Source organism: Dyella sp., assembly GCF_036568765.1.
In the GTDB taxonomy this organism is placed as follows: domain Bacteria; phylum Pseudomonadota; class Gammaproteobacteria; order Xanthomonadales; family Rhodanobacteraceae; genus GSA-30.
In genome coordinates, this window is sequence record NZ_DATCRY010000260.1 from 1 (window position 1) to 14,573 (window position 14,573).

Here is a 14,573-nt window from a genome sequence, read left to right on the forward strand (position 1 = left end):
CCGGCGGGGCCGCTGGCAAGGCACTCGATACCCTGCCGATCGGCAAGGCCGAGTTGCGCCGCCGCGGCAGCGGCCTGGCGATCCTCTCCTTCGGCGCGATGCTGGCACCTGCGGCGGAAATCGCCGCCGAGCTGGACGCAACCCTGGTCAACATGCGCTTCGTCAAGCCGCTCGATGAAGCGATGCTGCTCAACCTGGCCCGGACCCACGATGCCTTCGTTACGCTCGAAGACAATGCGGTCGCCGGCGGCGCAGGCAGCGGCGTGGCCGAATGCCTGGCCGCACACGGTATCGTCAAGCCGATTCTCCACTTGGGCCTGCCCGATCTGTACCTGGAACACGGCAGTCGCGAGGAGGTACTGACGATGGCCGGCCTGGACCTGCCGAGCATTCGTACGGCGATCGTGGGGCGGTTTCCGCAGTTCGCGAAGATGGCCGGCGCCGGTTGATTCTCGCGCCGGGTGCATTTTCAGGGACGAGGGACGAGTAGCGAGGGCGCAAGTCCGGGCGATCGGCCAGCTTCCAAGCTTGCGATAGCGCTCCGGTACGTCACATGCTTGCGGCGATCCGCATCGGTACGTCCTCGCTACTCACCCCTCATCTCTGAAAACAACCCGCCCCACCCTCCAAACCAAACGCGGCCCATGCCTTAAGGCACTGTCGCCCCGCATAGCACTTGCCTCATCTATAACGTTTTGCTTTGCACAACGTTCCTTCAGGGTGAGAGCTTCCATGATCCTTCCACGTATCGCTCCTTCGGCCCGCCACGCCATGTGGTGCGCCGCCATGCTCGCTGCCGGCCTGGCCTTGACGCCATGGCACAGCGCCGACGCCGCCGATAAAAAGCCGGCCGCCGCAGCCGAGGCGGATGCGGACAAGAAATCCGATAACGACCTGCCGCCCCTGCCGGCGGATAAAACCGTGCACCAGACCGTACGCGTGGGCGGCAAGACGCTTTCCTATGACGCGACCGTAGGCAGCATTCCAGTGCGCGACGCCAAGGGCAAGAAGATTGCCGAGGTCGTTTTCACGGCCTATACCGTGCCTGGCAGCAATCCGCATCGCCCGGTGACTTTTGCCTTCAACGGCGGCCCGGGCGCCTCGTCGGTGTATCTGAACATGGGCGCGATCGGACCGAAGCGCATTCAGTTCGGTGTCGACGGCGATGCGCCGTCGGATGCGGCAATCACGCAGGACAATCCCAATACGTGGCTGGACATGAGCGACCTGGTCTTCATCGACCCGGTCGGTACCGGCTTCTCGCGTTCGCTGGAAGACGAAGCGGCGACGAAGAAGGATTTCTACTCTACCGAAGCGGACATCCATTATCTGTCGCGCGTGGTCTACGACTGGCTGGTCGAGCATGGCCGCCTGCGCTCGCCCAAGTACGTCATGGGCGAAAGCTACGGCGGCTACCGCGCGCCGCGTATCGCCTATGCGCTGCAGACGAAGATGGGCGTAGGCGTCAACGGCTTGGTGATGGTGTCGCCCTATCTCGACCCGGCGGCCATCGGCGATGAAGATTCCCTCTCGCCGCTGCCGTGGATGATCAACCTGCCGTCGATGACCGCGGCGCATCTCGAATCGCAGGGCAAGCTCACGCCCGACGCGATGCGTGATGTGGAAACCTACGTGCGTACGCAGTTCGTCACCGACTTCCTGGCCGGGCGCTCCGATCCGGGTGCGATCGGTCGGATGGTGCAGAAGGTGTCGGGCTATACCGGCCTGGACCCGTCGCTGGTCGCCAAGCTCGACGGTCGTGTGGATGTCGATACCTACCTGCGCGAAATCCATCGCTCGGAAAAGAAGATCGGCAGCGTCTACGATTCCAACGTCACCGCTTTCGATCCTTTCCCGGGCTCGGCACAACGCGCCTCGGGCGATCCAATCCTGGAAGCCTTGCTGGCGCCGGCCACCAGTGCGATGGTCGACTTCGTTACCCGCGAGGTAGGCTGGAAGACCGGCGCGCACTACGAAGCGCTCTCCTATGAAGTCAATCGCGCCTGGGACCGGGGTGCCAGCGACGATAAACCGGTGACCGACCTGCGCAAGGCGATCGCCAACGATCCGCATATGAAGGTGCTGATCGCGCACGGCTACAACGACCTGTCCTGCCCGTTCTATACCTCGCAGTTGGTCGTCGATCAGATGCCAGGCTTTGGCCAGGAGCAACGCGTGAAGCTGGCTGTGTATCCCGGCGGCCACATGTTCTACAGCCGCCCGAACAGCGGCGCGGCCTTCAAGGCCGACGCGGCGCAGTTGTTCGACAACAAGTAAGCAGGCAGCATGCTCTCGCCGTGCCCATGGCAAGGCGAGAGCTATGCACCGGCGCAACGCCAATACTGGGAGCCGTCACGTGATCGCCTCAACCGCCCGATCGCTGCTCGCCCGCACGTCGCTCATTGCATCGATGTCGCTGGCATTCGCCGCGCCTCATGCTCGCGCGGACGAAGCGGCGCGATGGCGAACCCAGGCACAGGCGGTCACCATCGTTCGTGACGACTGGGGCATCGCCCACGTACACGGCAAGAGCGATGCCGATGCGGTATTCGGCATGGCTTATGCTCAGGCCGAAGACGATTTCAATCGCGTCGAGACCAATTATCTCAATGCGATGGGACGACTGGCGGAAGCCGAAGGCGAATCGGCGCTGTGGCGCGACCTGCGCATGAAGCTGTTCATCGATCCGGCAGCGCTGAAAAAAGACTATGCCGCAAGCCCTTCCTGGCTGCGTGCGCTGATGGATGCCTGGGCCGATGGCCTCAACTACTACCTGGCTACGCATCCCGAGGTGCGTCCACGCGCGATCGCGCACTTCGAACCATGGATGGCATTGAGTTTCAGCGAAGGCAGTATCGGCGGCGATATCGAACGCGTTTCGCTCAAGGAACTGGAGGCTTTCTACGGTCAGGACGGCGATGCGCTGGTCGCGGCCGAAACACCGTCGAGTTGGCGCGAGCCTTCGGGATCGAACGGCATCGCAATCGCTCCCCAGATCAGCGCCAGCGGCCATGCGTTGCTACTGATCAATCCGCACACGTCGTTCTTCTTCCGCTCCGAACTGCAGATGAGCAGCGACCAGGGACTCGACGCCTATGGGGCGGTGACATGGGGGCAGTTCTTTATTTATCAGGGCTTCAACCGCCATATCGGCTGGATGCATACCTCCACCGGCGCGGATGTGGTGGACGAGTTCGCCGAAACGATCGAACGCAAGAACGGGCAACTCTTTTACCGTTACGGCGACGCGCTCAAGGCGGTGACCGTCAAGCATATCCAAGTGCCTTATCGCCGTACCGACGGCAGCATGGCCACGCGCGATTTCACTGTCTACGCCACCGGGCATGGCCCGGTGGTGCGTGCCAAGGACGGTCGGTGGATCGCCATCGCGCTCATGAACAAGCCGGTGGAGGCCCTGCAGCAAAGCTGGTTGCGCACCAAAGCCAGCGACTACGCCAGCTACATGAAGGTTGCCGAGCTCAAGGCCAACTCATCCAACAACACCATCTTCGCCGACGATAAAGGCGAGATCGCATATCTGCACCCGCAGTTCATCCCGCGACGTAACGATCGCTTCGATTACACCCATCCGGTCGACGGCAGCAATCCGGAAACCGATTGGAAAGGCCTGCACGCGCTGAACGAAGCGCCGCATCTGCTCAATCCGCCCAACGGCTGGATTGCCAATACCAACAACTGGCCCTATTCCGCCGCCGGTGCGTATAGCCCGCATCGCCAGGACTATCCACGCTACATGGACAGCGTCGGCGAGAATCCGCGCGGCCTGCATGCCACGCGCGTGCTGGAGAACCGCAAGGATTTCACTCTGGCTTCGCTGATCGACGCGGCGTTCGATTCCTATCTGCCTGCCTTTGCGCGGCAGATCCCGGTTCTCGTCGCCGATTACGATGCACTGCCCGCTGCCGATCCGCTCAAGCCGAAGCTGGCCGGCCAGATCGCGCTGCTGCGCCATTGGGACTACCGCTGGGGCATCGCCTCGATGCCGACCACGCTGGCGGTGTTCTGGGGCGATATCCTGTGGGACAAGGTCGATACGTTCGACACCAACGAAGGTTTGTCGATCTATGACAGGATGGCCGAGAAGGCCGGCAGCCAGGCGCGCCTGCAAGCCTTGGTTGAGGCTTCGGACCGGCTCGAACATGACTTCGGCAGCTGGGGCGTACCATGGGGCGAAGTCAATCGCTTCCAGCGCGTCAACGGGGATATCGTGCAGCCCTTCGACGACGCCAAGCCAAGCATCCCGGTGCCATTCACCTCATCGCGCTGGGGCTCGCTTGCATCCTTCGGTGCACATCGCTGGCCGGGCACGAAGCGCTATTACGGCACGAGCGGCAACAGTTTCGTCGCCGTCGTGGAGTTCGGCCCCAAAGTGCATGCGCGCGCAGTGACTGCCGGCGGCGAAAGCGGCCATCCCGGCAACCCGCATTTCAACGACGAGGCCGAGCGCTACACCACCGGAAACCTGCGCCAGGTGTATTTCTGGCCGGAAGAATTGCAAGGACATATCGAGCGCACCTATCGCCCCGGCGCGCCTTGACTGCCTTATCGGTTGGGATCACCGATGCCAGCGACCGCAGCTGACGCGGTCGCGCCCTTCCAGGTCGCGGAAGGTGCTCACCTCGCGATAGCCGCGCGCGTCGAACAGGCTGCGTACCCCATCGCCCTGGTTCCAGCCATGCTCGACGAGCAGCCACCCGCCCTCTTCCAGATAGCGTGGCGCTTCGTCGACGATGCGCCTGATCGCATCGAGCCCGTCGATACCTGACGCCAAGGCATGCGGCGGCTCGAAACGAAGGTCTCCGCGCTCCAGGTGCGGGTCGGCCGCCTCGATGTATGGCGGGTTGGATACCACGAGTGAGAAATGCCTTCCGGGGACGGCATCGAACCAGTCGCCCTGCGCAAATTCGACGCGCAGTCCAAGTCGTCGGGCATTGCCTTCGGCAACGGATAACGCATCGACGCTGCGATCGGTGGCCACGACTTTCGCGCGACGCCGCTCGTGCGCAAGCGCCAGCGCAATAGCACCGCTGCCGGTGCCGAGATCCACCACCGCCGATGCGCTATCCACCGGTAAGCGCTCCAACGCCAGTTCTACCAGCAACTCGGTTTCCGGTCGCGGGATCAACGTGGCTTGCGAGACCTCCAGATCGAAGGACCAGAAGCCGCGCCTGCCCGTGATATAGGCCACCGGTTCGCCTATCGCACGACGCTCGATCATCGCGCGATAGGCGCGCAGCACGACCGGATCGAGGGGATCGTTATCGTGTGCGATCAACCAGCTGCGTGGCTTGCCCAGTGCATGGATCAGCAACAGCTCCGCCTCGCCGCGTTCCACGCGCGGCGAAGCCTCCGCTAAAGCTTGCTTCACATCGATCATGCTGTTCCTTCTTGCTTTGCCTGCTTGACGCGCCGCCGCCAGTAACCGCCCTGCGACCACGCGGCGAATGCCCAGCGCAGCCAGCCGATCGAGGCATTGGCCAGCCACACGGCCCAGGCCAGCATCGCCAGCTTGTAGATCCACTGCGGCAGGTTGAGCACACCGGCATGCGGCAGTTGGCCGGCGGCGCGATCGAGCGTCCAGTTTAGCTGCGATGCGTCCGAACCGTTGCCTGAGATATGCATATCCGGCGCCCCCAACAAGCCTTGCGGGATCGCCATGACCAACATCGCCAGCGCGGCAACGCTGGCGAGGATCAAAAGGACCTGCGCCGTATCGAATACCCAGGGGCGCAACCGGTCGGGAACGAGGCGCCTTTGCCGCAGGCCAAGCACGATCAGCCAGGCCACTACGAAAGCGAAAGCGCTCCAGCTCACCGCCGAAAATCCAAGACCCAGCAACAACCAGTCGTGGAATCGCAGCGGTGTCCGCGCATAACGGGCCAATGCCCAGGCGACCGCCAGCAAAACGAGCAACTGCGACCAGTACAGGATGGCCGGACCATCGGTCGGCCCCCAGGTCCACAACAGCCAGCGATTGTCCGGCAACGACAACGACGTATGGATGTTGGCAACCGGCGCATGAAAGTCGAACGCCGGCGTCGACGTCATCGCGGAAATACCGGTGGGCATGCGCAGACTCACCTGGAAACGATGCAGCCCCGGCAGCAGCGGCAGCCCGAGCTTGCCATCGCGGATGCTCAGGCTGACCGGCACATCGTCGCGGCGCGCATCGAGCAGTACCGCACCCGTGGGCACATCGATGGCGTGTTCACCGCCACGGGTACTGCGCACGACCAGCATCAGATCGGCGGTCGTGGCACGTTCGCCGACACGATGACTCACATTGGCTCGATCGAAGGCTACGTATTGTCCGGCGACCGCTTGCGGCTGGCTCAAGCGCACTCGCAGCCGCTCACCAGGCAACGGCTGGAACCGCAGACCCACGTCGCTCAGCGATGCAGGTACGCCTTCCGTTTCCACATGCAGGACAGGAGCTGCCTGGACGAACCATTCTTCGGCACGCTGCCCCAAGGGTGGCGCTTCCAGGACCAACTCCGGACTGCGATCCAGACGGCTCTCCCATTCCAGACTGTTCTGAGAAGCATTGAGGGTCACGCTGATCTTGCCGTCATGTACGCGCACATCCTGCCCGCCGGGATGCTCGCCCGGCAGCAACGGCAGATCGATGCTGAAACCGCCATCGTCGGGAGCGACGCGCGTTACCGTGGTGGTGACGGTCCAGTCCACATCGAGATTCAACGTGCGCGTCACCGTCACGAACGGTGGAAAAGCCTGCGTAGCCGCTGGCGTACCCGCCTGCCGGGCCTCACTGATATGACTCAGTGTAAGGCTGTCGCCGAGTAACTGCTCCGCATCCAGACCGCTGGCCGACCAGCCGGATCCGGCGACCTGCACACGTTGCGGCCTGACCGCAAAATGCAAAGTCACGGTATCTCGCTTGCCCGCGTCATAGCGCAGCGCCATGCGATGTACCCCACGCTCCACACGCAACCACAGTTTGCCGTCATCACCGCGACTTACCGGCGCATCGGCGCGACCGTCCAGCGCTACCGATTGCAACGCGATACCGTCATCGACATGCGGCAAGGCAAACGCGACCGCAGCTCCGGCATGCACCTCCATGTCAACGGCGATCTGACTGCCATTGCCCTGCACCTGGGCCTGTGCCACGGCCGCACACTCGGGCATGCACTGCGGTGCTTCGGTCAGACGATGACGAAGCTCGTCCAGCAATTCTTTATTGGGTACGCCCTGTGCCTGCGCAATGTGCGGCACGAGCGTCAGTGCGAGCAGGCCAGTCAGCACCAGGGACGCAGCCTGCACGCCACCGCTGTCGCGCGGCCCGGGTGTCGTCCATAGCGAGCGCACGCTGCGCCCCAGCCAGAGTGCCAGCAATGCAAGCATCGCGATACGCAGCACCCGAACCAGCCATGACGGCACCACCATCAGCCTTACCGCCTGATTCGAGGTGACCGGACCGGACCAGCTCAAACGATAGTTGTTGCCGACATTCCAGGACGGGATGCCGCTACCTGCCTGAATCACGCTATGCGTGTCGAATTCATAAGACGCTGCCGAGTATGGCGACATCCGCGTGCCAGCGACAACGATGGCTTCCAGTTGCGCAGGCGCTGCGCGGCGCGCGATAGGTAGACTCTTTAGCACCCCGGGGGCGAGCCGTACCTTCGGCGCGTTGCCGTATTCCGCCGGCGGCGCGGCAGGGGCTGGCGGTGGCGGGGCCGCCGCTATCGGCCTCACTTCCTGCTTCACCGCCCCCGCAAAGTCCAGCGGCAATGCATCCAGCACCTCATCGACGCTGCCAGCCTCGGCCTCCAGCTGTGGATGCATCGCGTAACTCACCTGGTCCGCGGCAAATGGCAGTGCCCACAAAATACCCAGGATCAACGATGCCGACGCGCCTATGCGTACCAGCTTGCGCAACCGTCCCTGCCCTGGCAGTACCCGCCACAACAAAGCCAAGGCAATTGCCACGCCCAACGTCCAGCGTGGCGCATCGTTTTCGTGCTGCGACAACACCAGAAAACCCAGCACAGGCAGCACCCAGACCCAGCCGAGCCAGCGGCCGGCCAGCAAAGTAATCAGCGCGACGACGAACAGATCGAGCAAGGTCCAACGAGCGATCCAAGTACTGTCGGCCCGGTCGGCGCCAGGTGCTGCCAACAGCACATAGCCGTAAGGAAGGTGCACGTTCGTGTCGACGGTTTCGAAGGCCGAACTCCAACCGGCGACGGGCAAGCGCCCGCCATGGGTCGCCGAACGAAGGCCGGCATCGAGCGAAAGCTCCTTGTCGCGCAATTCCACGCCTTGCTGTCCCTTCGCATCCGTCGTTACCAGCAAAGGCTTTTCGTCTTGCGATACGCGCTGCAACTGCCACGGCGCGGCCACATTCAAGCGCTGGGTATTGTGCAGATTGCCGGTAATACGGTCGGCGACGGTCAAGCCACCGCCATCGAAATCGAGCCACATATCGCGTACAAGAAGAAGCTTTTCGCCTTTGCCACCCTCATTGCCGCGTGCGCCTTGCTCGATAGCGAGCCCATTGTCCTTGTCGAGCGCGTACGCCGGCAGGTTCTGCCACGCGTCGGGGACACCGACCTGAGCCGCATCGGTCCCCACGCCGTTGACTTGGCTGCGGCGCAATGAAGCATTGTCGGCATAGCTCCAGATCTCACGCACAGGCCAGGGCGCGGGCGCACGCGGCATTGCCACGTGTTGTATGGCATCGCTCGCGCGCGCCTTGAGCGTCATCGTCCAATCGCCAGGACGCAGCTGCACGCGCACGCGGCCGTCGTTTTCCAGGCGTGCAGGCAAGTCGCTCTTGAGCGAGGTAGCAACAAAGCCTTGTGGCAGCGCAGGACCGAGCCATTGCTCGCGCGCGCTACCGGAGACATGCAGCTGCACCTGAGTCTCCAGCATCATCGGCACACCATCGGCGAGCCGCCGATAGACATTCACCGACAAGGCATCGGCCACACGCTTGTCTTCGGCGGCCTCGCCCAAAGTCACCTGACCGTCCGCGCGATCGATGTCGCTCACGGCTGCGCCGTCGATAGTGAGCGACACCAGGCCGATCGCATCGGGCACGGCTAATTGAGCCGGACGCTCAGTCCATGACACGTGCCCGCGCAGCACATAATCGCCCGGTTCCAGCCAGACGCTCGGCACATCGCTTCGGCTCAACACCGCGAGCGGCCGGTTGTCGACCGTCACCTGTTGCGGCCAGGCGTGCCGATCGCCCGGCAGACTCACCCAGCCGCGCGCATCGACATGCACGGTCAAATTAAAATTTGCGCCATTACCGGTCGCGTCGAGATTAAGCCTTCCGGGCCAGATGCACTGGCGTGCCTCGCTGTCGGCCTGAGCGTCGTAGGACTGCGGACAAAGATGTTCGGGTGCATCGTGCAGTACCCAGCCCTGCCAATCCTTCAATACAGGCGGGATGTCTTGTGCTTGCAACGGCAACGCCACGGCCCACAGTGCTCCGACCGCCATCCAGATCCAACGACGCATATGGTCTCTCCCCCTGCCGGAACGGCCGGTTCAGTGTAGGGGGAACGCAGGAAAGAACCGAATGGGGTTGAAGCTAGCCGCGAGACTTCACTCTCTCAACTCCGCCAGGCCTATAGACCCTGCTCGCAGTGGCAGCCAGGAAGGGGCTGTACTTGCCTCGGCCTTTAAAAAAAAACGGGCGGCCGAAGCCGCCCGTTCGATCCGTACGCATCAATCGATGCTCAGCGCATAATCGCCGCCGGATCCTGCTTGGCCTTCAGTGCCGCACACAGCAAGGTATTCTCGCGTGTTTGGGCCAAGCCGCGCTCGGCACCGGTGACATCCTTCAAGCGCGGCTTGAAGAAGGCTTCCAGTCGATCGGCTTCGGCCTGCGAGCAACCGCCACCGCCCATCATGCTGGGCAAGCGACCGCCCGCGAAGCTGCCGGTACGGGCGACGATCTTGTCGTAGTTGGCTACCGACCACTTCCAGATCGCATCGCGGCTGGCTTGGGTATCGCGGTTTCCACGCAGGATCGCCGCCATCTCGCCGACCTTTACGTCCTTGCTGAGCGCAAAATCACGTGCACGTTCGGCATCGGCCGGATCCTTTACCGAGGCGAGGCCTTGCAGCATCGCGTTACGCGATGCCGGGTCGCTGGTCTTGGGCAACTGCGCAATCAAGGTGTCGACCGCACTCTTGCCACGCTCCTGCGCCGCCACGCCGAGGGCTACGCCAAGCAGGTCCGGATCGGCGGCGGCCAGATCCAAGCTTCCGTCGGCCTTGGTCTTCAGGGCCGCGTCGCCCTGCTTGAGCAACTCCGCACGCACTTCGGGGATCTGATAATCCAGCGCAAGGCTTTCGGCCAGCGCTGTGCGCAACAACGAGTCGCTGTCCGCCTCGCCAGGCTTACGCTTATAGCCAAGCTGCTGCATGCGCGGCAGGTAGGCCGACTTGACCCAATCGCGCACCTTGGCGCGCTGCGCGTCGCTGGTCGCTTCGAGTTCATAGATCCAGTCCACCGTGGTCAGCGGTGCAATGGCCACCTCACGGGTCTTGGACGCGGTCAAGGGCTTGAGCGCGGTCAGCACGTCGCCGGCATCCAGGTCGCCGTGACGGAAACCGGAACCGACGGCATCGTCATAAGCCAGCTGCTCGGCATCGTCGAGCTTGCCGATCTGCTTGCCCAGGGCGACCAGATCGGCCTTGGCCATGCTGAAACGGTAGTAGCCCGAGCCATTGGCATTGGGCATGAACCAGGTGTTCTTGGCCGCATCGGCCAGCACCATCGTGCCCTCCTTCTGGCTGAGCAGTTCGCAACTCACCTTGCTGCCGCCCGCCGCCGTGCCATAACGCACGCACACCGGTACGCCCCATACGCGATTGGCATCGCCGCTGCTGCCGACCGGCAGGTAACGGCTCTGGCTCAGGTGAAGTACGGTCTTGCCGCCCTCCTGCGCAATCTTGGTCTGCACATAGGGCACGCCGGACTGATTGAGGAAGCTGCGGAATGCCGCCTTGAAATCCTCGCCCTTGTCGGCGGCCTTGGCGATCGAGGCGATCAGGTCGTCGGCGGTAGCGTTGCCGAACTTATGTTCCTGGATGTAAGCACGCATGCCCTTCTGGAACACCGGCTCGGTCACATAGCCTTCGAACATGCCCAGGACGCTGGCGCCCTTCTGATACGTGATGCCGTCGAACGCGGTTTCGATATCGCCGTTACCGGTGATTTCCTGGCGGATCTTGCGGGCGGTCACAAGGCTGTCGTTGTTCATCGCGCCCTGCGCGCCGCGCACGCGGTCGAGGTCGGCGCGGTATTCCGGATGCACCTTCTGCGTCACCTTCTGCTGCATCCAGGTGGCGAAGGCTTCGTTGAGCCACAGGTCGTCCCACCAGCCCATGGTGACGGTATCGCCGGTCCACTGGTGCGCCAGCTCATGGGCGGTGACGTTGAACGAACCGCGCACGTAATTGGCCGGCGAGTCCTTGTCCAGCAGCAACAGCCAGTCGCGGAAGGTTACCAGGCCGGGGTTTTCCATCGCACCGGCGGAGAAGTCCGGTGCTGCGAGCAGGTCGAGCTTGTCCCAGGGATAGCCGAAGCCGTAGTAATTCTCCAGTGTGTGGATGATCGAAGGCGTCTCGCTCAGCACATGCTGCATGCGGTGACCTTCGCCCTTGGCGGCGACGCCGCGCAGCTCGGTGGCTTGCTTACGGTATTCGGTCGGCGAAATATCCGGTCCCTTGACCACGTCCCAGGGACCGACGCCAAAGGCGACCAGATAGGTCGGCAGCGGCTCGGTGCGCGTGAAGGTGAGCTTCTTCCAGCCGCTACCGGCAGGCTCTTCTTTGGCCTGCTTGGTGTTGGCCACGCCCACTTCGTCATTGGGAATAGTCAGGCTCAGCTCGAACGGCGTCTTGAACGAGGGTTCGTCGAAACCCGGGAATGCGTAGCGTGCGCTGATGGGTTCCATCTGCGTCATCGCATACGGCTGACCCTCATGGCTGACCTTGTACAAGCCCTGCAACTGCAGGTTGAGCGGCGCGGTGTAATCGATGGCGACGGTCAGCTCCTGCGGCTTCAGCTCGCTGCCGAAGTCGATCTTCACCACGCCTTCCTGCGGCGCGACGTCGACATATTTGGCGTCGTGCTTCTTGCCGGCCGCATCGGTCACCACCACCTTGGCGACCTTCAGCTCGCGACCGTGCATCCAGATGTGATCGGAAGCCTGGGTCAGCTTGAGCTTGATCACCGTAGTACCGGAAAAATCCTGCTGGCGCGGATCGACCTTGAAGCTCAGCTGATACAGCTCCGGCATCGCCCAGCGCGGCAACTTGCCATGCGGCTGGTCATTGGCGGCGGAGGCGGCGAGCGCACTGCCGCAGCAGGCGGCAAGTGCGGTGAGCAGAAGCGGACGTACAAGCTTGCGCATGGCGGATTCCTGAACGGGGAACAAATCGATCCGCCAAGCTAGGGGGAGCATGACTTCGGACACAGTGCCATAAGGCATGGGCCTACGAGGCTACCGGTGGAGCACCGATAGGAACTTCATGAAATCAGGAAAAAAAAACCGATAGCAGCGCGGGGGGAGCTGCTATCGGTTTGGGGGGCGCACACCCGGCGGGGGGAGGGGGAAGGGTGTGCGCGGCGCGGGAGAGTGCTTGATTGCCAAGCTCGCTGCATCCCGACGAGACAAAGGTTAACGCCCTCAAGACTATTGCTCAAATTGATTGTTATCATCATAATGATAGTTACAGCCTATCAATTATCGACCCCATGAACCTGCGCGACCTGCACTATCTCGTTGCCCTTGCCGAGCACCGGCATTTCGGCCGCGCCGCGGAGGCGAGCTTCGTCAGCCAGCCGACCTTGTCGACGCAGATAAAGAAACTCGAAGATGAATTGGGCGTAGCCCTCGTCGAACGTACGCCGCGCAAGGTGCTGCTTACCGAGACCGGCCGCGAGATCGCGCGGCGCGCGCGCGGTGTGCTTTCTGAAATCGATGAGATCAAGGCGATCGCCCAGCGCACGCGCGATCCGGAATCAGGCTCGCTGCGCCTGGGCGTATTCCCTACCCTGGGTCCTTATCTGCTGCCGCATCTGGTGCCACTGGTGCGGCAGCGCTTTCCGCGCCTGGAACTTTTACTGGTGGAAGAGAAGACCGAGCAGGTGATCCGCATGCTGCGCGAAGGCTCACTCGATGCGGGCATCCTCGCCCTGCCCTTGCATGAGGACAGTCTGCACAGCGAGTTCCTGTTCGAAGAACCGTTCGTGCTCGCCGTACCGGAAACGCATCCGCTGGCGCATAAGAAGCAGCGGCTCAAACTGGCCGACCTGGAAGACGAAAGCCTGCTGCTGCTGGAAGACGGCCACTGCCTGCGCGATCAGGCACTGGAAGTCTGCCAGCTGGCCGGTGCTGGCGAGAAATCGGGTTTTCGCGCGACCAGCCTGGAAACGTTACGGCAGATGGTGGCGGCGAACGTCGGCATCACCTTGTTGCCTACGCTGGCGATCAAGCCGCCGGTGGCGCGTACCGACAATGTCCATCTGCTGGAGTTTTCGGGACATGCGCCGAGTCGGCGGCTCGCGCTGGTATGGCGCAAGAGTTCGTCGATGAGTGCCTTTCTCAAGCGGTTTACCGAGGTGATCAAGAGCTTGCCGCCCGGGCTGTTGCAGCCGCAGATCGAGGTGCGGGCGCGCGCTTGAGGCGATCTTCGGTGAGCGAGCCGCCAATGCGGCTGCGGACAACTCCGGCCTCGACCTTTGCCCTGTACTTTCCCACCTACCCGCCGTCCCAGCGAATGCTGGAGCCCAGTGCCTCTATTCCCGCTGCCGCGAAAGGCGCTGGGTCCCGGCATGCGCCACCGCACGCGCTTCGTCGTGGCAGAAAAAGCTCAGCGCGTCATCACGTGCGGATTCTGCTGCACCTGATTCTGCTGCTGGCTCTGCGTCTGTTGCTGGGCCGCCTGCTGCCCTTGCGACTGCTGCGCAGCCAGATTCCATTCGGCAGTGCTCTGCGTCAGCGACTGACGGATGGCCTGGCTGGTTTCCACATGCGCGTCCCGACTCAGCGCGTTGGGAATCACGTGCTCCACTGCAAATGCGCGTGCTCCGTTATCGCTCAAAGCGACGGCGTCGATACGATTCAAACCTCCCGCTTTCGCCGCTGCAGCCAGCGCGCCGGCGAGATTGTCACTTTGCCGATCCGGTGTGCGTCCCATCTGCGCATCGACCTTGTGCACGCCATCGCGAGCCTGGTTGAACATCGCGTAGCCCGCGTGCGCCGGATTGTCGAGCCGGGGCGCTTCCCGCGGCGGGGTGGCACGCTGCAACGTCTGGCGCGCTTCGCGTTCGACGTTCTCGATCCGGTGCTCCATGCTCGGCAACACGACTGCCATGCCATGGCGGTCCAAAGCTTCCTGTCCTGCCGCCTTGCCGTTCGCTACCGCGACAGCAGCCCCCACCAGGCGCGGATAGTTGTTCGGCCTGAACTCGTACGCTGTCGCCACACCCAAGCCCGCCGTGGCACCTACGACAGTACCGGCGGTCGGCGCCTTGTCGGCAACATGCTGCACGGCGTTTC

At 63.1% G+C, this 14,573-nt stretch carries 8 protein-coding genes; 4 read left to right on the top strand and 4 right to left on the bottom strand.

Features of this window, described 5'->3' with window-relative positions:
* From VIM98_RS17080 to VIM98_RS17090, 3 genes are all read left to right on the top strand, one after another.
* A partial coding sequence (locus tag VIM98_RS17080) for a transketolase C-terminal domain-containing protein (protein WP_331994316.1) occupies window positions 1-449 on the top strand: 449 nt, incomplete at its 5' end.
* A 283-nt stretch (window positions 450-732) separates the two neighbouring features.
* A complete protein-coding gene (locus VIM98_RS17085; RefSeq protein WP_331994317.1) occupies window positions 733-2,277 on the top strand; it encodes a S10 family peptidase in 1,545 nt (514 codons plus the stop codon).
* A gap of 43 nt (window positions 2,278-2,320) precedes the next feature.
* Entirely contained in the window at window positions 2,321-4,558 is a 2,238-nt protein-coding gene (locus tag VIM98_RS17090) for a penicillin acylase family protein (protein WP_414650238.1), read from the top strand.
* Window positions 4,559-4,576: 18 nt separating this feature from the next.
* Here VIM98_RS17090 and prmC read toward each other — a convergent pair whose 3' ends face one another.
* The 3 genes from prmC to VIM98_RS17105 form a co-directional block, all read right to left on the bottom strand.
* A complete protein-coding gene (prmC, locus tag VIM98_RS17095) occupies window positions 4,577-5,398 on the bottom strand; it encodes a peptide chain release factor N(5)-glutamine methyltransferase (RefSeq protein ID WP_331994318.1) in 822 nt (273 codons plus the stop codon).
* Window positions 5,395-9,513 (bottom strand): hypothetical protein, encoded by a 4,119-nt coding sequence (locus VIM98_RS17100; RefSeq protein WP_331994319.1) that lies wholly within the window; start codon window positions 9,511-9,513, stop codon window positions 5,395-5,397. The genes prmC and VIM98_RS17100 overlap by 4 nt, the downstream gene beginning before the upstream one ends.
* Before the next feature lie 221 nt (window positions 9,514-9,734).
* Window positions 9,735-12,422 (bottom strand): M1 family metallopeptidase, encoded by a 2,688-nt coding sequence (locus VIM98_RS17105; protein ID WP_331994320.1) that lies wholly within the window; start codon window positions 12,420-12,422, stop codon window positions 9,735-9,737.
* A 344-nt stretch (window positions 12,423-12,766) separates the two neighbouring features.
* On the opposite strand from VIM98_RS17105, the gene oxyR reads away from it, so the two are divergent.
* Window positions 12,767-13,696: a DNA-binding transcriptional regulator OxyR gene (oxyR, locus tag VIM98_RS17110; protein WP_331994321.1), complete on the top strand. Its 930-nt coding sequence runs from the start codon at window positions 12,767-12,769 to the stop codon at window positions 13,694-13,696.
* 188 nt (window positions 13,697-13,884) lie between these two features.
* Here the strand turns inward: oxyR and VIM98_RS17115 are convergent.
* Window positions 13,885-14,573, bottom strand: a 689-nt coding sequence (locus VIM98_RS17115) for an XVIPCD domain-containing protein (RefSeq protein WP_331994322.1), incomplete at its 5' end; no start/stop codon positions are given.

What these genes read in the sequence shown, in the direction of transcription:
- VIM98_RS17105 (WP_331994320.1), bottom strand. Translation starts at nt 12,422, where the DNA reads ATGCGCAAGCTTGTACGTCCGCTTCTGCTCACCGCACTTGCCGCCTGC.
- VIM98_RS17090 (WP_414650238.1), top strand. Translation starts at nt 2,321, where the DNA reads ATGCACCGGCGCAACGCCAATACTGGGAGCCGTCACGTGATCGCCTCA.
- oxyR (WP_331994321.1), top strand. Translation starts at nt 12,767, where the DNA reads ATGAACCTGCGCGACCTGCACTATCTCGTTGCCCTTGCCGAGCACCGG.
- VIM98_RS17100 (WP_331994319.1), bottom strand. Translation starts at nt 9,513, where the DNA reads ATGCGTCGTTGGATCTGGATGGCGGTCGGAGCACTGTGGGCCGTGGCG.
- prmC (WP_331994318.1), bottom strand. Translation starts at nt 5,398, where the DNA reads ATGATCGATGTGAAGCAAGCTTTAGCGGAGGCTTCGCCGCGCGTGGAA.
- VIM98_RS17085 (WP_331994317.1), top strand. Translation starts at nt 733, where the DNA reads ATGATCCTTCCACGTATCGCTCCTTCGGCCCGCCACGCCATGTGGTGC.